We start from the raw sequence: 20,784 nt of genomic DNA, 5'->3' as shown, positions 1-20,784 counted from the left end.
ATGAGTGGAGCTGCGAAGAAAAATCTATTTAATATTGCGCTTGTATTAGCGATTAGTATCGGCTTTATTATTTGGCAATTTCAAGGCGTAGATATCTCCACTTTTTTCGCTTCGATGTTGAAAGTGAACCCTTGGTGGCTACTGGCGGCATTTGCTGCAATGTTTCTTTATTGGTTTTTAGAAGCGGTCGTTTTACAAACGGCATCTAAACCGGCCAATAAAGAGCAACGGTTCTTTTCCTCTTTTCGAATTACGATGATTGGCCAATTTTTCAATACGATTACTCCGATGTCAACTGGTGGGCAACCGGCGCAGCTCGTGATGTTAACGAAGCAAGGCATGGATGCGGGCCGAGGAAGCTCGGTTTTACTCGTGAAATTCATTATTTATCAAGCGATGGTTGTGCTGAACTTTTTAGTTATTTTGATTTTTGGAATTCATTATTTAATGACTGGCGTGACGCAACTGAAATTCCTCGTGTTACTTGGGTTTGGCGTGCATGTCATCGTTATTGCCGCACTTATTTTAGTAGGTAGAAGCCAAAAATTTACGACAAAATTAGTCCATATCTTACTTATACCAACGCGATTATTTATGAAAAAAGAAAAAGTAGCTAATTTAAGAAATATGCTCGATGAAAAAATTGTTACTTTTCACGAAGAGAGTAGCCGGATTGGGAAAGACTGGAAATTAATTGTGCGTTGTTGTTTTTATACAACACTACAACTGTGGATTTATTTCTCGATTCCATTTTTCATTTTACAAGCGATTGGTGTTACGGGAATCGGGCTGTATATGGCGATTACGTATCATGCGTTTATTATTATGTTTGCAACCGTCATGCCAACTCCGGGCGGGGCTGGTGGGGCTGAATATACTTTCACTTTGCTATTCGGGATGTTACTTGGTCCAGCGAAACTGCTCATGGCGCTAGTTTTATGGCGGATTATCACTTATTATAGCTGCATCGTGTTTGGCGCAGGAGCTTTGTTAATAAAAGATACAGCATCGAAGAAAATCAAGCCGCATATTGAAGCACTCGCAAAAACACCAGTCAAAAATATACCACAATAATAGAAAGCTTGGGGGCGGACAGTTCCCGGCTTTTTTTAAAGAAAGCATCTTGCAAAGTAAATCAAATTAATGGATAATGAAAAAGTATGACAAGCTTCAGGAAAGAAGGGTACATTTGTGACGGATAAACTGATTATTCAAGGCGGTAAAAAATTAGCTGGCACTTTGCAAGTAGATGGTGCGAAAAATAGTGCGGTGGCCTTGATTCCAGCTGCAATTTTGGCGGAGTCTGAAGTAGTTTTAGAAGGGTTACCAGATATTTCGGATGTATATACACTTTATGATATTTTAGAAGAACTTGGCGGCACGGTTCGCTATGATAATAAAACAGCAGTTATTGATCCAACAGATATGATTTCGATGCCACTTCCATCAGGCAATGTGAAGAAATTACGTGCATCTTATTATTTAATGGGTGCAATGTTAGGCCGTTTTAAGAAAGCCGTTATTGGTCTTCCAGGTGGTTGTTATTTAGGCCCACGTCCAATCGATCAGCATATTAAAGGCTTCGAAGCTCTAGGCGCAAAAGTAACTAACGAACAAGGAGCTATTTATTTACGTGCTGATGAGTTAAAAGGCGCGCGAATTTACCTTGATGTTGTAAGTGTAGGCGCTACAATTAATATCATGCTAGCAGCTGTTCGTGCAAAAGGAAAAACAATTATCGAAAACGCGGCTAAAGAACCGGAAATCATTGATGTTGCAACACTTTTAACTAATATGGGCGCAATTATCAAAGGGGCAGGAACAGATACTATTCGCATCACTGGTGTAGAGCATCTGCATGGTTGCCATCACACGATTATTCCAGATCGAATCGAAGCGGGAACCTTTATGGTACTTGCGGCGGCTTCAGGTAAAGGCGTACGAATCGAAAATGTTATTCCTACTCATTTAGAAGGAATCATTGCTAAGCTTACAGAAATGGGCGTTCCGATGGATATTGAGGAAGATGCTATTTTTGTAGGAGAAGTAGACAAAGTAAAAAAAGTAGATATTAAAACTTATGCGTATCCAGGTTTCCCAACCGATTTGCAGCAGCCACTAACCGCACTTTTAACACGCGCGGAAGGTAGTAGCGTTATTACGGACACGATTTATCCAAGCCGTTTTAAACATATTGCTGAAATTGAGCGAATGGGCGGGAAATTTAAACTAGAAGGTCGATCGGCTGTTATTAGCGGACCTGTCCAACTGCAAGGTTCCAAAGTTACCGCGACCGATTTACGTGCCGGTGCAGCGCTAGTCATTGCTGGTCTTTTAGCTGACGGGCAAACAGAAATTCATGGCGTGGAACATATCGAACGTGGTTATAGTAAAATTATTGAAAAACTTTCTGCTATCGGGGCTGACATTAGCCGTAGCAGTGCAGCAGAAACACAATTGTAAAAATCTGAGGCTGGACGAGTCAAGTCGTTTCAGCCTTCCCTCAAATTCCCTCCATTATCATTTATTCCTATTATTATTTATTAACTCAAAAAGGTGGTACATACATGGCTAAACTGTCCATTGCATACTTAGAAAGTTTAACGATTAAAGAAATCTATGCTTTAGCAAAAGAGCATAAAATTGCTTATTACAGCAAACTCACAAAACGAGAATTAATTTTTGCTTTATTAAAATCAAACGCGGAAAAAGAAGGATTTTTCTTCATGGAAGGCGTATTAGAAATTATTCCGAATGAAGGTTTCGGTTTCTTGCGTCCTATCAATTATTCTTCTAGTTCAGAAGACATTTACATTTCAGCGTCCCAAATCAGACGTTTTGAGTTAAGAACTGGGGATAAAGTTTCTGGAAAGGTTCGGCCTCCGAAAGAAAACGAACGTTATTTTGGCTTGCTGCACGTTGAAGCAGTTAATGGAGAAAATCCGGAAGTTGCGAAAGAAAGAGTACATTTTCCGGGATTAACGCCACTTTACCCAGATCGGCAAATTCATTTAGACACGGGAAAAAATCCGATTTCTACTAGAACAATTGATTTGATTTCACCAATTGGGTTTGGTCAACGGGGACTGATTGTAGCACCACCAAAAGCTGGTAAAACGGTCTTGCTCAAAGAAATTGCCAATGCGATTACAACGAATCACCCGGATTCCGAACTGATTGTCTTGTTAATTGATGAGCGTCCAGAAGAAGTAACGGATATCGAACGTTCTGTAAAAGCCGATGTGGTCAGTTCTACATTTGATGAAGTACCAGAAAACCACATTAAAGTGGCAGAATTAGTACTGGAACGTGCGATGCGTCTAGTTGAACAAAAACGAGATGTTGTTATTCTAATGGATAGCATTACGCGACTAGCGAGAGCTTACAATTTAGTTATTCCGCCAAGTGGTCGTACGCTTTCCGGCGGTATTGATCCAGCAGCTTTCCATCGACCTAAGCGTTTCTTTGGTGCCGCTCGTAATATTGAAGAAGGTGGAAGTTTGACAATCCTTGCAACGGCCTTAGTTGATACGGGTTCACGCATGGACGATGTTATTTACGAGGAATTCAAAGGAACTGGAAACATGGAATTACACCTTGACCGTCAACTTGCAGAACGCCGCGTCTTCCCAGCGATTGATATGCGCCGCTCTGGAACACGAAAAGAAGAATTACTACTATCCAAAGAACGCCTAGAACAACTTTGGAAAATCCGTAAAGCAATGCCAAAACAAAGCGATGGACTTGAGATTTCTGAACGCTTCGTGCGCTATTTGAAGAAAACAGAGAATAACGAAGCTTTTTATGAGTTGTTGCAAGAAGAGATGTTTAAAAAATAAAAATCATGCAGAGAAAGAAGTTATTTTATGAGTAAAATAAGACAATTATTAAATAAAATTCCGTGGTATACAGATCAGGTGCACAGTATTTTCATGTATCTAATTATGGGTGGATTCACTACTCTTATTAATATTGTGACATTTTGGCTGTGTACATATGTGTTGAACTGGGATTACCGTATTGCAAACACCATTGCTTTTATCGCATCAGTTCTTTTCGCTTACTTTTCTAATAAGAAATTTGTGTTTGATAGTTATACACCTACTTGGAAAGATCGCCTTCGTGAAGCGAGTTCTTTCTTTGGATTCCGCTGTTTAACCTATATAATAGATATTTTAGTTATGATTCTATTAATTAGCGTTCTATCCGTAGATGAATTATGGGCGAAAATCTGGACAAACATTATCGTACTTGTACTGAACTATGTGTTTAGTAAATGGATAATCTTCAAAGTAAAAAAATAATCTTGCTTGTTTGCTCTAACATTGTTATAATATTTATACTGTGTGTAAAAGCACTTAATTACTCTGTTTCAGATGATTCAGGGCGAAGGAGTTGAAAAGAAATGAAAACTGGAATTCATCCTGAGTACCGCCCAGTGGTATTTGTTGATACTAGTACTGATTTCAAATTTTTGTCAGGTTCTACTAAGAGCTCAAGCGAAACAATTAAATGGGAAGATGGCAACGAGTATCCGTTACTACGTGTCGAAATCTCTTCTGATTCGCACCCGTTCTATACTGGTAAACAAAAACATGCGACTGCAGACGGCCGTGTGGACCGCTTCAACAAAAAATACGGTCTCAAATAAGACTGTATGTAACGAACGAAATAATTTGCGCACTCAGCTTTTGCTGGGTGTGTTTTTTATGGATTCATTTTAAAAATAAAAACTTTCCTTCCAAGGGTTTACTTTTGCCTGTGAAGTTGCGTATAATATCACTAATTACTTTTTTTATGAGTAGGTAATAAAAAAGTTAAATTTTCTGTTTTGTTAAACAATAATAAGGAGGTTTTCAAGTGGAAGCAAAGTTACAAGTAGGTGTGTTAGGATTTGGAACGGTAGGTAGCGGTGTTATTCATATTTTAGAAGAGCATCAAGAAAAAATTAGTCAAGTAACTGGATACCATATTTCTGTAAAGAAAGTGCTAGTTCGCGACTTAGAGAAAAATCGCCGTTATGAAACAAAAGGTTTTGAACTAACCACCAATCCGTCTGATGTACTGGATGATCCAGAAATTGCTGTTGTTGTCGAGGTTATGGGCAGCATCACAACTGCGCGGGAATACATTTTGCAGGCCTTGAAAGCTGGAAAACATGTAGTAACTGCGAATAAGGATTTGATTGCGCTTCACGGCGACGAATTAGTTGCAGTTGCACAAGCTAATCAATGTGATTTGTTTTATGAAGCAAGTGTTGCGGGCGGAATTCCGATTTTACGTACTATCGTAAATAGCCTTGCAGCAGATAAAATTCAAAAAGTTATGGGTATCGTCAACGGGACGACCAATTTCATGCTAACAAAAATGACGTCAGAGAAAAAGTCATATGAAGAAGTTTTAGCAGAAGCCCAAGCACTAGGTTTTGCCGAATCCGACCCAACGAATGATGTGGACGGAATCGATGCAGCTAGAAAAATGGTTATTATGACAAGACTCGCATTTGGAATGAATGTGAATTTAGATAATGTAGAAACAAACGGTATTCGCGGGATTTCTCCTGAAGATATCGATGTAGCCTACCAATTAGGCTATAAAATTAAACTAGTAGGTACTGCCGAAGAAACGAATGGCACAGTGAATGTCAATGTTGGGCCAGTGTTATTACCAAAAGCACATCCACTTGCTGGCGTTAACTATGAGAATAATGCCGTATTTGTAACTGGTGCAGCTGTCGGAGAAACAATGTTTTACGGACCTGGTGCTGGCGAACTACCAACAGCAACAAGTGTGGTTAGTGATTTAATTACCGTTGCCAAAAACAGCCGTCTAGGCACGAATGGCAATGCGTTTAACAGCTACAAACACGAAACAAAACATACACCGAAAGAACAAGTTTTCTCCAAATACTATCTTCGCCTAACAATGGATGATAAAACAGGAACCTTCCTTAAGCTAACGCAAATTTTTGCGGAAGCTGGCGTTGGTTTTGATAAAATTTTACAACAACCGTATGATGATTTTACGGCGACCGTTGTTATCGTGACACACTCAACAAGCCAAGCGCAATTAGAACAAGCAATCGCTCGGGTGAAAAATGAGCCAGAAATGCAAATGCTCGCAAAATATTCCGTTGTGGAGGGTTAAATATGTATAAAGGTTTACTAGAAAAATATAAAGAATATCTACCAGTAACTGATAAAACGCCAATGATCTCACTTGCGGAAGGAAATACACCACTTATTCCATTACCAAATTTGTCCAAAGAACTCGGTGTTACTTTATACGGAAAATACGAAGGCTTAAATCCAACTGGTTCTTTTAAAGATCGTGGAATGGTTATGGCTGTTGCTAAAGCGAAAGAAGAAGGTGCCGAAGCGGTTATTTGTGCATCCACTGGGAATACTTCCGCAGCCGCGGCCGCATACGCAACACGTGCCGGATTGAAAGCTTACATCGTTATTCCAGAAGGCAAAGTCGCTCTTGGTAAATTAGCGCAAGCGGTTATGTATGGCGCTGATATTATCTCGATTCAAGGTAATTTTGACGAAGCATTAAAATCGGTTCGTGAACTTGCTGAAACTGAAGCTGTAACACTTGTAAACTCTGTGAATCCATACCGTTTAGAAGGGCAAAAAACTGCTGCGTTCGAAATCTGTGAGCAATTAGGTTCCGCGCCAGACGTTCTTGCAATTCCAGTCGGTAATGCCGGAAATATTTCTGCATACTGGAAAGGTTTTAAAGAATGGAATGAGGCTAAAGCTTCTGGACTGCCGCGGATGCACGGTTTTGAAGCAGAAGGAGCCGCTGCGATTGTTCAAGGAAAACCAATTGATAATCCGGAAACAATTGCAACAGCGATTCGTATCGGAAATCCAGCTAGTTGGGGGCTTGCAGAAGCAGCTCGCGATGAATCTGGTGGTTACATTCATTCTGTAACAGACGACGAAATTGTGAATGCTTATAAAAAAATCGCCGCACAAGATGGTGTCTTCATCGAGCCGGGTTCTGCCGCATCTTTAGCTGGTGTCATCCAACATGTAGCAAACGGAACAATCAAACAAGGTGAAACGGTCGTTTGCGTATTCACTGGAAACGGCTTAAAAGATCCAGATACTGCGATGAGCGTGCATGAAATTCCAATTTCCCATGTAGATGATATTGAAGCAATGCGCACACATTTACGTTCAGGAGTGAATGCTTAATGCGTATTCGTGTCCCGGCAACAACGGCCAATCTTGGTCCTGGTTTTGATTCTTGCGGTTTAGCCTTAACGCTATATTTAACGCTCGATATTTGCGAAGAAACGGAATCTTGGTATATCGAACATAATATTGGCGGTGGGATTCCACATGACGAAACCAATGTGATTATTGAAACAGCGCTCAATTTAGCCCCTAATTTAACGCCACACCATTTAGTGATGACGTGTGATATTCCACCAGCTCGCGGACTTGGCAGTAGCTCTGCCGCAGTTGTTGCGGGAATTGAATTAGCTAATACACTTGCAGAACTCCATCTTTCCAAAGAAGAAAAAGTTCGTATTGCCGCTGAAATAGAAGGTCATCCGGATAATGTAGCGCCTGCTGTCCTAGGAAACTGGGTCGTAGGAGCAAAATTAGAAGGGGAAGATTTTTATGTGCGCCACCTTTTCCCAGATTGTGCTTTAATTGCTTTTATCCCAAAAACCGAACTACTTACTTCGGAAAGTCGCGGTGTGCTTCCTGATACGCTTCCGTTCAAAGAAGCAGTCCAAGCAAGCAGCATTGCCAACGTGATGATTGCAGCCATTTTGCGCAATGATATGACACTAGCCGGCGAAATGATGGAACGTGATTTATGGCATGAAAAATATCGCAGCAAATTAGTTCCACATTTAACCCAAATTCGCGACATTGCCAAAAGTGAGGGTGCTTACGCCGCATGTCTAAGTGGCGCTGGTCCAACCGTCTTAGTATTTGCTCCACGTGATGTAGCAAATACACTACAAACATCTTTACAAACACTGGAAATCGATGCGGACGTTCTTCTTCTCGATGTCGAAGGAAGCGGCGCAGAAGTTTTTCGTTAAAATCAAGCTATGCCCATATGCGGCGTAGCTTTTTTTAACTATATGTCCCAATTTGTGCCGCTCTATGATAAAATAGGAAAAGAGTTTATAAAGTTAAAGGGAGCGGTCTTAATGGCACAATTATTTTTCCGTTATGGTTCCATGAATAGTGGGAAAACCATTGAAATTCTAAAAGTCGCACATAATTATGAAGAACAAAATAAAACAGTAGCTATCTTTACTTCAGGCATTGACGATAGAGACCAAGTTGGCTTCATTTCAAGTCGAATTGGACTGAAACGAGAAGCAACCCCCATTTTTAGCGACACGAATATTTTTGAAATCGTAGCAAATATTAATCCGAAACCAAATTGTGTTCTTTTAGACGAATCACAATTTCTAGAAAAAGAACATGTATTTCAGTTAGCGAAAATTGTCGATAGTTTAAATATCCCGGTAATTGCTTACGGACTAAAAAATGATTTTCGAAATGAATTATTTGAAGGCTCGAAATACTTGCTGCTATACGCGGATAAATTAGAAGAAATGAAAACAATTTGCTGGTTCTGTGCCAAAAAAGCGACGATGGTTTTGCGCGTTGATGACAAAGGTAAACCAGTTTATACCGGCGAACAAATTATGATTGGCGGAAATGACCACTATTACCCAGTGTGCCGCAAATGCCATGCCAATCCACCAATAAAATAAGTTAAAGAGGTGTTGAAATACAATGTATGATCGATTACAGGCGGTGGAAGACCGTTATGATGAACTAAACGAACTACTAAGTGATCCAGATGTAGTATCTGATCCTAAGCGACTGCGCGACCTTTCCAAAGAACAGTCCGGCATTACAGCCACAGTGGAAACGTACCGCGAATACAAAAATGTGAACGAACAAATCAACGAAACAAAAGAACTTCTAAGCGAAAAACTAGACGATGAAATGCGCGAAATGGCTAAAGAAGAATTCGCGGAACTTCAAAAAGAAAAAACAGATTTGGAAGAACGTCTCAAACTTTTACTCGTTCCAAAAGATCCAAATGATGATAAAAACGTTATTTTAGAGATTCGCGGAGCAGCTGGCGGGGATGAAGCGGCTTTATTTGCGGGCGATTTATTCCGGATGTACAGCAAATACGCGGAATCACGCGGCTGGAAAGTAGAAATTATGGACGCGAATCCGACTGGTATTGGTGGCTACAAAGAAATTATTGCGATGATGAACGGAAATGACGCTTTTTCTCGTATGAAATATGAAAATGGCGCACACCGTGTACAACGTGTTCCGGAAACTGAATCAGGCGGCCGAATTCATACATCTACAGCTACAGTAGCCATTTTGCCAGAAGCGGAAGAAGTGGAAATCGAGTTGCATGATAAAGATATCCGTACCGATACATTCGCATCCACTGGTGCCGGCGGACAAAGTGTCAATACTACGATGTCAGCTGTACGTTTAACGCATATTCCAACCGGGATTGTCGTTTCAATGCAAGATGAGCGTTCTCAGTTGAAAAATAAAGATAAAGCGATGAAAGTATTGCGCGCACGTGTTTATGATAAATTTGAGCGTGAAGCTCGCGAAGAATACGATGCCAACCGTAAGTCGGCTGTTGGAACAGGTGACCGCTCCGAACGTATCCGGACTTACAACTATCCGCAAAACCGAGTAACCGACCACCGTATCGGCCTTACCATCCAAAAATTAGATCAAATCATGGAAGGCAAACTCGATGAAATCATTGACGCGCTAATCCTAGAAGATCAAACAAGTAAACTGGAGCATTTAAATGACGCAAATTAGTCAATTGCTAAAAAATGCGGAAGCCATCCTTCTTGAAAAAGGTTTGGACCAAAATGCCGCGGAAGTTTTACTAGAAACCAGGATGGGACTTTCGCGTTCTGAGCTTTGGATGGAAATAAACCGCGAACTTGAACCGAATCATGAAAAACAATTCGAGGAAGATTTTGCTAGATATTTGGCGGGAGAACCAGTTCAATACATTTTAAAAACAGCGCCGTTTTATGGATATGATTTTTTAGTGACGAAAGATGTCCTTATTCCACGCCCGGAAACCGAGGAACTTGTCGCTTGTGCGGAAGCCTTTTTGAAAAAGCATCCTTTGAACAATGTGTTGGATGTTTGTACCGGCAGCGGAATTATTGCCATTGCGTTAAAAAAAGCATTTCCGAATATTGCAGTGACTGCTTCGGACATATCGGCTCCAGCACTTGCGGTGGCGAAAAAGAACGCGCGATTGTTGAATGCCGATGTGCGCTTTGTAGAAACGGATTTACTGGAAGCTTTCAAGCAAAAGGAAGAACGTTTCGATATGATTGTTGCAAATCCACCATACATCGCAGAAGCTGAAAAAGCAGAGATGTCGGATTATGTTTTGAAAAACGAGCCAGCTCTAGCGTTATTTGCAGAAAATGATGGGCTCGCTATCTATGAACGATTTATGGATAACTTAAAATATGTCTTAAAACCATCCTTTTGGGTCGGCGTCGAGATAGGTTATACACAAGGCGAACGAGTAAAACAACTATTCGAAAAAAGTTATCCACATTCCACTGTTCTTATCCACAAAGATATAAATTCAAAAGATCGTTACGTAACATGCTCCAACATACTGGTATAAAGACGTTTCTGGAAAAGAAGCGTCTTTTTCTTATCAAAGTTATCCACAAAACTGTGGATAAAATGTTGTGCAAAAAAATTTTTTAATCAAATCTTAATAAAAAAAATGGCTTTTTTACTTAGCTTTACGAATTATCCACATTTCACAATAAGTTATCCCCATTGACAAAGTTATTATCCACAGTTTGGGGATAACTTTTGTTCAAAAAGAGCGATTTCCTGATTTTAAAAAACAATACTGTAAAAATAAAGCAGAAAACGTTAAAATATAATAGAAGTTATGTAAAGGGGACCGAAATTCATGCAAACCAACCATTGGAAAATAACAAAACAATCATCAAACCAAGCCATCTACCAAGCGGCAGCCGAATTATTGCAAAATGGCGAATGTGTGGCTTTCCCAACCGAAACAGTTTATGGTCTTGGCGCAGATGCGACAAACCAAGCAGCCATTCAAAAAATATACGCTGCAAAAGGTCGCCCATCAGATAACCCGCTAATTGTCCACATCGCCCGTCGCGAACAAATGGATCAGTTTGTAGCGAGTTATCCACCGAAAGCAATCCAATTAATGGAAGAATTTTGGCCAGGCCCATTAACAGTGATTCTCCCTTTGAAAAAAGATAGTTTAGCAGCCAATGTTTCTGCTGGTTTATCCACAGTCGGCGTTCGCATGCCGGAACACCCAGTAAGTCTTGAATTAATAAAAGCAGCAAATATTCCAGTGGCGGCTCCAAGCGCAAATCGCTCCGGAAAACCAAGCCCAACAACTGCTAACCATGTAATAGAAGATTTAGATGGAAAAATTGCCGGAATCATCGACGGAGGTCCAACTGGTGTGGGCTTAGAATCAACCGTGATTGATTGCTCGCTAGAAGTACCAATTATTTTACGCCCGGGTGGCATTACGAAAGAACAAATCGAACGAGTAATCGGCCCAGTTGACTCATCTTCAAACAGCACAACCGAAACAGAGAAACCAAAAGCTCCAGGCATGAAATATACGCATTACGCACCAAAAGCTCCTGTTTACCTTATTGAAGGTTCCACTGAATTTTGGCAAAGTGAAATAAATAAAGCTGAAGCAGCGCATAAAAAAATCGGCATTTTAGCTACAAAAGAACTGGCGAATAAACTAACGACGAATGCGGTCATTCAAACAACGGGCAGTATTTCCGCGCTGGATGAAGTGGCCACTAGCCTTTACAACGGATTGCGCGCATTTGACCACGAGGATGTGGAGCTAATTTTTGCAGAAGTTTACCCAGAAACAGAACTAGGTGCAGCGATTATGAACCGATTAGAAAAAGCAGCTGGAAATAGGAGGATTAGCGAATGAATGTATTATTTGTTTGTACAGGAAACACATGCCGAAGCCCTTTAGCTGAGAAAATCTTGCAAAACTTGCGGCCGGATTTAACGGTTCGTTCAGCTGGGACGCGCGCTTTGGACGGGGATGCTATCTCTGAAAACTCGCGCCAGATTCTCGCGCAAATGAATTTGCCAACAACGCATCAAGCAAAAAAAATCACACAAGCGGATATCGATTGGGCAGAGCAAATCTACGTAATGACCCAAAGCCATCAAGCGGAACTTAAAAACATTTTTCCAAAAGCAAGCGATAAAATACAACTGGTTTCTGAAGATGGAACGGATATTCCAGATCCATATGGCGGACCGATTGAACAATACGAAATCACCTATTATGAATTAAAAAGTGCAATTTCCGAACGTTTTCTATAAGTGAAGCGCTTCACTATCGGGAATTGCGTTTTTTTATTCCAAAATGCTTGCTTTTCTACCCAATTTAAGTAATTATTAAAGATAATACATAACAGTTCACTTGAAAAATTTATCAGAAAAGGATGGGGTCCACAGATGGTCTATTTACAAAAGCAAGATAAGGAAGTTTTTGATGCAATTAAGTTAGAGCTTGGTAGACAACGCGCGAATATCGAATTAATCGCATCTGAGAATTTTGTTAGTGAGCAAGTAATGGAAGCAATGGGTTCTGTATTAACGAATAAATATGCAGAAGGCTATCCAGGAAAACGTTACTACGGCGGATGTGAATTCGTGGATATTGTGGAAGATTTAGCCCGCGACCGCGCGAAAAAATTATTTGGCGCTGAATATGCGAATGTTCAACCTCACTCAGGCGCTCAAGCGAATATGGCAGTTTATCATACAGTGCTTGAACCAGGTGACACAGTGCTTGGTATGAACCTTTCACATGGTGGTCATTTAACACATGGTAGCCCAGTGAATTTCAGTGGTGTTTTATACAATTTTGTTGAATACGGTGTGCGTGAAGATACAAAAGAAATTGACTATGATATCGTCCGTGAAGCTGCTTTAAAACATAAACCAAAAATGATCGTAGCAGGCGCAAGTGCTTACCCACGTAAAATTGATTTTGCTAAATTCCGTGAAATTGCTGATGAAGTTGGCGCGTACCTAATGGTTGATATGGCGCATATCGCTGGCCTTGTTGCTGCTGGTTTACATCAAAATCCAGTTCCTTATGCTGATTTTACAACAACAACGACCCATAAAACCCTTCGTGGACCTCGCGGCGGAATGATTTTAGCCAAAGCAGAATGGGAACAAAAATTGAATAAATCGATTTTCCCAGGAATCCAAGGTGGACCGTTAATGCACGTTATCGCAGCGAAAGCAGTAGCATTTGGCGAAGCTTTACAACCGGAATTCACTACGTACTGTGAGCAAATTATTCGTAACTCTAAAAAATTAGCAGAAACACTTCAAGCAAATGATGTTGCTGTTTTAACAGGAGGTTCAGATAATCATTTACTATTAATTGATTTAAAACCACTAGGCTTAACAGGGAAAGCTGCTGAAAAAGTATTAGATGAAGTTGGTATTACCGTGAACAAAAATACCATTCCATTTGAAACAGAAAGTCCATTTGTAACAAGTGGTATCCGTGTAGGTGTTGCCGCAGTGACAACCCGTGGATTCGATGAAGTTGCGATTGAAAAAGTTGGCGTACTTATTTCAGAAGTGCTGCATAACTTAGAAAATGAAGAAGTTTTGGCAGATGTTAAAGCGCGTGTTGCAACTTTAACAAATGAATATCCACTTTATCCAAGTTTATAAAATAATGATTCCGGTTTTTTCTAATTATAGAGAAAACCGGTTTTTTTCATGTATAGCAAATTAATCCTTGCACTTGTGTCTTGTTCTGATACAATAAGAGAAGGAAATTTTCAATATCAAAGGAGCGAACTAATCGATGGCAAATGTACACGTAATTGATCACCCACTAGTACAACACAAATTAACAATCATTCGAGATAAAAATACGGGAACAAAAGCATTCCGCGAACTTGTAGATGAAGTCGCTACATTAATGGCGTACGAAATTACACGTGATATGGAACTAGAAGACATCCAAGTAGAAACACCACTACAAACAACAACGGCTAAAACACTTACTGGTAAAAAATTAGGTATTGTGCCTATTTTAAGAGCTGGTCTAGGTATGCAAGACGGTATTTTAAAACTTATCCCTGCTGCTAAAGTAGGTCACGTAGGTCTTTACCGCGACCACGATACGCTTGAACCAGTAGAATATTTTGTAAAACTACCTTCTGATGTGGAAGAACGTCTTTTCATCGTTGTAGATCCAATGCTTGCAACTGGCGGATCCGCAATTATGGCTATCGATTGCTTGAAAAAACGCGGCGCACGCAACATGAAATTCATGTGTCTAGTAGCGGCTCCAGAAGGCGTTAAAGCTCTTCAAGACGCACATCCAGACGTAGAAATCTACGTAGCTGGCTTAGACGAGAAGTTAGACGAAAATGGTTATATCCGTCCAGGCTTAGGAGATGCTGGCGATAGATTATTCGGAACTAAATAATTAACATTCTCCTCGATTTAGTGAGATAAGGAATTATAAACAGTGCTGCTTCTGGCAAACTGGAAAATTTTTTGTCGAGCTATTTCTGAGGAGTTTTTTTATAAGGAGGTTCGAAATTGGCTAAAATCAAAGTAATGAGTATCTTTGGTACAAGACCAGAGGCAATAAAAATGGCACCGCTCGTTTTGGCGTTAGAAAAAGAACCAGAAACATTTGAGTCAACGGTAGTTATTACAGCCCAACACCGCGAAATGTTGGATCAAGTGTTAGAAATTTTTGAGATAAAACCGGATATTGACTTAGATATTATGAAAAAAGGCCAAACCTTAGCGGACATAACTTCACGCGTAATGAACGGAATCAATGAAGTTATCGCTGCGGAAAATCCGGACATCGTTTTAGTGCACGGCGACACAACAACGAGTTTTGCTGCCGGACTTGCAACGTTCTATCAACAAAAAATGCTAGGACATGTCGAAGCCGGACTTAGAACGTGGAACAAATACTCGCCGTTCCCAGAAGAAATGAATCGCCAATTAACGGGTGTGATGGCAGACATGCACTTTTCCCCAACGAAACAAGCTAAAGAAAACTTGCTTGCGGAAGGTAAAGACCCAGCTACGATTTTTGTAACGGGGAATACAGCAATTGATGCACTTAAAACAACGGTTCAAAAAGATTATCATCATCCTATTTTGGAAAATCTTGGCGAAAATCGCTTAATATTAATGACTGCCCATCGCAGAGAAAATCTTGGGGAACCGATGCAAGGGATGTTTGAAGCAGTTCGCGAAATCGTGGAAAGTCGCGAGGACGTGGAACTCGTTTATCCAATGCATTTAAACCCAGCAGTTAGAGAAAAAGCGACGGCCATTTTAGGTGGACACGAACGAATTCATTTAATTGAGCCGTTAGATGCGATTGACTTTCATAATTTCTTACGTAAAGCTTATCTTGTATTTACAGATTCAGGTGGCGTGCAAGAAGAAGCGCCGGGCATGGGTGTGCCAGTGCTAGTTTTGCGTGATACGACCGAGCGCCCAGAAGGAATCGAAGCCGGAACGTTGAAATTAATCGGAACAAATAAAGCAAACTTAATAAAAGAAGCATTAAATCTACTCGACAATAAGGAAAACCATGATAAAATGGCGCACGCGGCTAATCCATATGGCGACGGGAATGCAGCTACTCGTATTTTAGCAGCAATTAAAAGTCAGTTTGATGGAACAGAACGACCAGAAGATTTTATCGTGTAAAACATAGCGGGAAACTAGGCGTTAAAAGTCTAGTTTTCCTCTTTATTTGGAATGAAAGCGCCTTATTGTTACAGATATGTTACACGCTCGATTTTCACTAGTTCTTTTATGTTACATGTGATAAGATGGTCAATGTTATTAATATAAGAGCCCAAAAAATAGCTTGTTTTTAGCATAGGGATAGAAGACTGCGCTCAGTATTCACTACAATCCCGCCGACGTGAGGTTTGCGTTGACTGAATTGGAATTTATACGGGCACTCTATATCAAAATGCAACTCACGACAAGTGAGTCCGGCTGTTTTTTCCGTTCTTTTTCTTGGGAAAAGAACTTTCGGTCGCGAAGTTTGCGAATAATCGTATCGAATTCTTTTACCAATCATGGTAGAAGTTTTTTTATTTGTACGAAAGGAAGTTATTTTGACCTTTTTTGTGAAATAGCACACGAATGGTCGGCTAGTTTTTCCAATGATTACGGAGGTGTTGATTGCTGTTAAATGGACAAAAATAATTCTGGCGTGGCAATCTAGGAAACAGAACGATTTTGAAATCAAAAAAATCTCAGAAATAATAGGCTATTCTTTTATGGATGGGTCCGATTGTGTTACTATTAGTAGTAGATGTACGCACAATTTGTGAAAGTGTATTGACTTTTCTCTTTTGGCTGTTGTATGCTAAGAACTGACACGCTGATAAGGCTTTCATGTGTGTTTGGGATTGGGATGAATTGGGAAAAATGTGCTTGTTTTCACAAACTGAACTTACTCCCTGAGATTTCAAAATGGTCATCTGGAAAGAAAAATCTTTTGAAAAAGAAAGGATTGCGCCCCGAATGTTAGAATCGCTAATTGGCATGTATCATCGTCATCAAAAGTATATGGTCCTTTTTATTGCTGTTTGCCTTTGTGGCTGGTTTTTAACCCCATATGTACATATTTTTTTAGGACTTAAATTGGGATTAATCGTCGGCTGGTTTAATTACTGGATATTAATGAGGCGCACGCAAGCAATGACAAGAGCTTTAGCTGAAAATCGTTCTTTCTATGGTATGGGAATGACGTTAAGAATGGGAAGCGTGTTACTTGCTACAATTATAGCGACGCAACTGCCGGAATATTTTCATGTTTATAGCATGGTAATCGGACTTGGGCTTGCATATGCAATTATTTTTCTAGATTTTTTTGCGTATTCCATGTACCGCAGAAAAAAGTTTTTAAAAAGAGAGGGGTGAACCTAATTGGAAGAGGAATTTCCAACGATAAGCCTATTAGGGATCGACTTTAATCTATCTAATATTTTGATGATTACTGTGACTTGTGTCATCGTTCTTCTAATAGCCATTATTTGTACCAGAAATCTGCAACGCCGACCTACCGGAAAGCAGAACTTCATTGAATGGGTAATGGATTTTGTCAGAGGTATTATCAATAGTAATATGGATTGGAAAACCGGTGGGAGATTCCATGTACTTGGTATTACGCTACTAATGTTTGTTTTCGTAGCTAATATGCTAGGACTGCCATTGCAAATCGCAATCAATGATGAAGTATGGTGGCGTTCACCTACAGCGGATCCAATTGTCACTTTAACACTGGCGATAATGGTTCTTGGCTTAACGCATTACTATGGTATTAAAATGCGTGGTTTCAAGCACTACTTTGTTGGTACTTACTTGAGTCCAATGAAATTTTTATTCCCACTTAAATTAGTAGAAGAATTTGCTAATACATTAACGCTTGGTTTACGTCTTTACGGTAATATTTTTGCCGGCGAAGTGTTGTTAACCATTATTGCAACTCAACTTGCACATATTAATATATTTGTAGGTGTGCTTGCGATAATTCCTGCGATTATATGGCAAGGATTCTCACTCTTTATTGGGGCAATTCAAGCGTACATTTTCACTATGCTGACTATGGTTTACATGTCGCATAAGGTCAGTGACGAACATTAAACTAACTTTCAATTAAGTCATTTATAAAAGTAATAAAAAATAATTTTAAGAAAAATTAGGAGGATAATTATATGTCTTTAGGTGTTATTGCAGCTGCTATTGCTGTTGGATTAGGTGCATTAGGTGCGGGTATTGGTAATGGTCTTATCGTATCAAAAACTGTCGAGGGTGTTGCGCGTCAACCAGAAGCGCGTTCTATGCTTCAATCAATCATGTTTGTTGGTGTTGCGTTAGTTGAGGCCCTTCCTATCATCGCTGTTGTTATTGCGTTCATGGTTCTTAATAAATAATTTGAAGGAAGTTGAGGCATTCAAACCTCATCTCTTTCAGTTCGAACGAATAATTTAAGCGAATGGATAGAAAGGAGTGAAACTGGCGTGTTACAACCACATTTAGTAATTGGTTCCGCATTTACGTTTGGTGATGCATTCTTTACACTTTTTGCTTTCGCGATTTTACTACTTTTAATCCGAATTTATGCTTGGAAACCGCTTATGGGTATTATGAAAGAGCGTGAAGAGCATATTGGTTCTGAAATTGATGCTGCTGAAGAAAACCGCGCTCAATCAGAAAAATTACTTGCTGAACAAAAAAGTGTTTTACAACAAGCTCGTGTTGAATCTCAAACAATGATTGAGAACGCAAAACAGCTTGGCGAAAAAGAACGCGAAGAAATTGTCAAAACTGCTAGACGTGAATCAGAACGTATAAAAGAAGAAGCAAAATCCGATATTGCACGTGAAAAAGAAGATGCTATTTCTGCTCTTCGCGAACAAGTCGGTTCCTTATCAGTTCTTATTGCATCGAAAGTCATCGAAAAAAATCTGGATGAAAAAGAACAATCTAACCTTATCCAAGATTATATCGAAAGGCTAGGGGATGACAAATGAGTAAAGATTTGGAAGTTGCAGGTCGCTATGCCAATGCGCTTTTTCAAGTAGCTCAAGATAAAGATTTAGTGGACGTTTTTTCAGAAGAATTAACTGAATTAAAAGCGGCCTTAAAAGCTAATAAAGATTTTGTAAAACTACTTGAAAATCCTACTTTCACGACCGAGCAAAAGAAAAATCTTGCCAGCGCTGTTTTTGAAAAAATCAATCCGACATTAAGAGATTTTATTTATCTTTTAATTGACCGTAGCAGAGAAGATTATCTATCTGTTATTGCGGACGTTTACCAAAAACGCGTAAATGACTTGAATGGAGTTGCGGATGCAGATGTTTATTCTGTTGTTCCACTTTCCGAACAAGAACTTACGGCGCTCTCGAGAGTATTTGCTGCGAAAATGAACAAAACAAAATTAAACATTCAAAATCACATTGATAAATCCCTTCTTGGTGGAGTCAAAGTGGTTATTGGAACCCGTATATATGATGACAGTCTAAAAACGAAATTAAAGGACATGGAACGGCAAATTAAAGCCTAGTTTCCGTTTAACGAGGGGTGAAATCAATGAGCATTAAGGCTGAAGAGATCAGCTCAATCATAAAACAGCAGATTGAAAATTATCATTCTGAACTAAAAGTGAGTGATGTTGGTACGGTTACCTACATTGGTGACGGTATTGCGCGTGCTCATGGACTCGATAATGCAATGGCTGGTGAATTGTTAGAGTTCTCAAATGGTGTAATGGGTATGGCCCAAAACTTAGAAACAAATGATGTTGGTATCATTATTCTAGGTCCTTACACAGAAATCCGCGAAGGCGATGAAGTTCGTCGTACCGGTAAAATCATGGAAGTTCCTGTTGGCGAAGCGCTTATTGGGCGTGTAGTTAACTCATTAGGTCAACCAGTTGATGGTTTAGGCCCAATTGAAACAACTGGAACTCGTCCGATTGAAGCAGTAGCACCTGGTGTTATGCAACGTCAATCGGTAAACGAACCATTACAAACAGGTATTAAAGCAATTGACGCACTTGTTCCTATTGGTCGTGGTCAACGTGAATTAATCATTGGTGACCGCCAAACTGGTAAAACATCTGTAGCGATTGATACAATTTTAAACCAAGCTGACCAAGACATGATTTGTATTTATGTTGCTATCGGTCAAAAAGAATCTACTGTTCGTAATGCCGTAGAAACTTTACGTCATCATGGTGCATTAGATTACACAATCGTTGTGACTGCTGCTGCATCACAACCAGCGCCACTTTTATACTTGGCTCCTTATGCTGGTGTTGCAATGGCTGAAGAATTCATGTATAACGGTAAACACGTTTTAGTTGTATATGATGACTTATCCAAACAAGCAGCCGCTTACCGTGAGCTGTCCCTATTACTTCGTCGTCCTCCAGGTCGTGAAGCATATCCAGGGGATGTTTTCTACTTGCACTCCCGTTTACTTGAACGTGCTGCAAAATTAAATGATAGCCTAGGTGGCGGATCCATTACGGCTCTTCCATTCGTAGAGACACAAGCCGGAGATATCTCTGCTTATATTCCTACAAACGTTATCTCTATTACCGATGGACAAATCTTCTTGCAATCTGATTTATTCTTCTCCGGAGTACGCCCAGCGATTAACGCCGGACTTTCTGTATCCCGTGTAGGTGGATCAGCGCAAATTAAAGCAATGAAAACAGTTGCCGGAACACTTCGTCTAGACCTTGCCGCTTACCGTGAGTTAGAATCCTTCTCACAATTCGGTTCTGACCTAGATGCTGCTACTCGTGCGAAACTAGAACGTGGTAAACGTACAGTAGAAGTTCTAAAACAAGATTTGCACAAACCTTTGAAAGTTGAAAAACAAGTATTGATTCTTTATGCACTTGTTCATAAATATCTGGATGATGTACCAGTTCATGATGTACTGCGTTTTGAGTCCGAAATGAATACATGGTTTGATCATAATCACCCAGAGCTTTTGGAAGAAATTCGTACTACGAAAAAACTTCCAGACGAAGCAAAACTTGAAGCAGCATTAAAAGAATTTAAAAATACATTTGTTCCTTCTGAAGAAAAATAATTTAGATACGGAATAAATTCAAAGGTGG

Annotated in this window: 23 protein-coding genes; all 23 read left to right on the top strand. The window is 39.9% G+C overall.

Translation table 11 applies throughout. The features are described from left to right. The 23 genes from HCJ30_RS12310 to atpA all read left to right on the top strand — a co-directional run bounded on the left by HCJ30_RS12310 (window position 1) and on the right by atpA (window position 20,756). Window positions 1-1,074, top strand: coding sequence for a lysylphosphatidylglycerol synthase transmembrane domain-containing protein (locus HCJ30_RS12310; RefSeq protein ID WP_185392381.1), 1,074 nt, complete (start codon window positions 1-3; stop codon window positions 1,072-1,074). A gap of 117 nt (window positions 1,075-1,191) precedes the next feature. Further along, window positions 1,192-2,463 (top strand): UDP-N-acetylglucosamine 1-carboxyvinyltransferase, encoded by a 1,272-nt coding sequence (gene murA, locus HCJ30_RS12305; RefSeq protein ID WP_185392380.1) that lies wholly within the window; start codon window positions 1,192-1,194, stop codon window positions 2,461-2,463. A gap of 104 nt (window positions 2,464-2,567) precedes the next feature. Then, entirely contained in the window at window positions 2,568-3,839 is a 1,272-nt protein-coding gene (rho, locus tag HCJ30_RS12300) for a transcription termination factor Rho (protein ID WP_185392379.1), read from the top strand. Between the two features lie 27 nt (window positions 3,840-3,866). Continuing rightward, entirely contained in the window at window positions 3,867-4,304 is a 438-nt protein-coding gene (gtcA, locus tag HCJ30_RS12295; RefSeq protein WP_185392378.1) for a cell wall teichoic acid glycosylation protein GtcA, read from the top strand. A 101-nt stretch (window positions 4,305-4,405) separates the two neighbouring features. Continuing rightward, window positions 4,406-4,651 (top strand): type B 50S ribosomal protein L31, encoded by a 246-nt coding sequence (locus tag HCJ30_RS12290; protein ID WP_003726356.1) that lies wholly within the window; start codon window positions 4,406-4,408, stop codon window positions 4,649-4,651. Window positions 4,652-4,860: 209 nt separating this feature from the next. Beyond that, a complete protein-coding gene (locus tag HCJ30_RS12285; protein WP_185392377.1) occupies window positions 4,861-6,147 on the top strand; it encodes a homoserine dehydrogenase in 1,287 nt (428 codons plus the stop codon). Window positions 6,148-6,149: 2 nt separating this feature from the next. Beyond that, complete coding sequence (thrC, locus tag HCJ30_RS12280; RefSeq protein ID WP_185392376.1) at window positions 6,150-7,205, top strand: threonine synthase; 1,056 nt, start codon at window positions 6,150-6,152, stop codon at window positions 7,203-7,205. After that, window positions 7,205-8,071, top strand: a complete 867-nt coding sequence (gene thrB / locus HCJ30_RS12275; RefSeq protein ID WP_185392375.1) for a homoserine kinase — start codon at window positions 7,205-7,207, stop codon at window positions 8,069-8,071. The genes thrC and thrB overlap by 1 nt, the downstream gene beginning before the upstream one ends. Before the next feature lie 111 nt (window positions 8,072-8,182). Then, entirely contained in the window at window positions 8,183-8,758 is a 576-nt protein-coding gene (locus HCJ30_RS12270; RefSeq protein ID WP_185392374.1) for a thymidine kinase, read from the top strand. A 22-nt stretch (window positions 8,759-8,780) separates the two neighbouring features. Next, on the top strand, window positions 8,781-9,857 hold the full coding sequence (gene prfA, locus HCJ30_RS12265; protein WP_185392373.1) for a peptide chain release factor 1: 1,077 nt from the start codon (window positions 8,781-8,783) through the stop codon (window positions 9,855-9,857). Continuing rightward, window positions 9,844-10,695 (top strand): peptide chain release factor N(5)-glutamine methyltransferase, encoded by an 852-nt coding sequence (prmC, locus tag HCJ30_RS12260; protein ID WP_185392372.1) that lies wholly within the window; start codon window positions 9,844-9,846, stop codon window positions 10,693-10,695. Before prfA ends, prmC begins: the two co-directional genes overlap by 14 nt. Before the next feature lie 300 nt (window positions 10,696-10,995). After that, entirely contained in the window at window positions 10,996-12,033 is a 1,038-nt protein-coding gene (locus tag HCJ30_RS12255; RefSeq protein ID WP_185392371.1) for an L-threonylcarbamoyladenylate synthase, read from the top strand. Next, the gene (locus HCJ30_RS12250; RefSeq protein ID WP_185392370.1) at window positions 12,030-12,437 is read left to right on the top strand and encodes a low molecular weight protein arginine phosphatase; all 408 of its coding nucleotides are present in this window, start codon (window positions 12,030-12,032) and stop codon (window positions 12,435-12,437) included. Before HCJ30_RS12255 ends, HCJ30_RS12250 begins: the two co-directional genes overlap by 4 nt. A 135-nt stretch (window positions 12,438-12,572) precedes the next feature. Beyond that, window positions 12,573-13,814 (top strand): serine hydroxymethyltransferase, encoded by a 1,242-nt coding sequence (gene glyA, locus HCJ30_RS12245; protein WP_003732521.1) that lies wholly within the window; start codon window positions 12,573-12,575, stop codon window positions 13,812-13,814. Between the two features lie 136 nt (window positions 13,815-13,950). After that, complete coding sequence (upp, locus tag HCJ30_RS12240) at window positions 13,951-14,580, top strand: uracil phosphoribosyltransferase (RefSeq protein ID WP_185392369.1); 630 nt, start codon at window positions 13,951-13,953, stop codon at window positions 14,578-14,580. A 116-nt stretch (window positions 14,581-14,696) separates the two neighbouring features. After that, window positions 14,697-15,836 carry a non-hydrolyzing UDP-N-acetylglucosamine 2-epimerase gene (gene wecB, locus HCJ30_RS12235; protein WP_185392368.1) on the top strand — a complete coding sequence of 380 codons (1,140 nt, stop codon included), beginning with the start codon at window positions 14,697-14,699 and terminating at the stop codon, window positions 15,834-15,836. A gap of 467 nt (window positions 15,837-16,303) precedes the next feature. Then, complete coding sequence (locus HCJ30_RS12230) at window positions 16,304-16,474, top strand: hypothetical protein (RefSeq protein WP_185392367.1); 171 nt, start codon at window positions 16,304-16,306, stop codon at window positions 16,472-16,474. A gap of 193 nt (window positions 16,475-16,667) precedes the next feature. Next, window positions 16,668-17,066 (top strand): ATP synthase subunit I, encoded by a 399-nt coding sequence (locus HCJ30_RS12225; RefSeq protein WP_185392366.1) that lies wholly within the window; start codon window positions 16,668-16,670, stop codon window positions 17,064-17,066. 6 nt (window positions 17,067-17,072) lie between these two features. After that, a complete protein-coding gene (gene atpB, locus HCJ30_RS12220) occupies window positions 17,073-17,789 on the top strand; it encodes a F0F1 ATP synthase subunit A (RefSeq protein ID WP_185392365.1) in 717 nt (238 codons plus the stop codon). Window positions 17,790-17,860: 71 nt separating this feature from the next. Continuing rightward, on the top strand, window positions 17,861-18,079 hold the full coding sequence (gene atpE / locus HCJ30_RS12215; protein WP_003732517.1) for a F0F1 ATP synthase subunit C: 219 nt from the start codon (window positions 17,861-17,863) through the stop codon (window positions 18,077-18,079). Window positions 18,080-18,166: 87 nt separating this feature from the next. Further along, window positions 18,167-18,679, top strand: coding sequence for a F0F1 ATP synthase subunit B (gene atpF / locus HCJ30_RS12210; protein WP_185392364.1), 513 nt, complete (start codon window positions 18,167-18,169; stop codon window positions 18,677-18,679). Next, the gene (locus HCJ30_RS12205; RefSeq protein ID WP_061113888.1) at window positions 18,676-19,215 is read left to right on the top strand and encodes a F0F1 ATP synthase subunit delta; all 540 of its coding nucleotides are present in this window, start codon (window positions 18,676-18,678) and stop codon (window positions 19,213-19,215) included. Before atpF ends, HCJ30_RS12205 begins: the two co-directional genes overlap by 4 nt. Before the next feature lie 26 nt (window positions 19,216-19,241). Then, on the top strand, window positions 19,242-20,756 hold the full coding sequence (gene atpA, locus HCJ30_RS12200) for a F0F1 ATP synthase subunit alpha (RefSeq protein ID WP_003723464.1): 1,515 nt from the start codon (window positions 19,242-19,244) through the stop codon (window positions 20,754-20,756). The last annotated feature ends 28 nt before the right edge of the window (window positions 20,757-20,784 follow it).

Source organism: Listeria cossartiae subsp. cossartiae, assembly GCF_014224155.1.
GTDB lineage: Bacteria > Bacillota > Bacilli > Lactobacillales > Listeriaceae > Listeria > Listeria cossartiae.
Note: the sequence above shows the minus strand (reverse complement) of the source record. Positions and strands in the feature narration are given on the sequence as shown.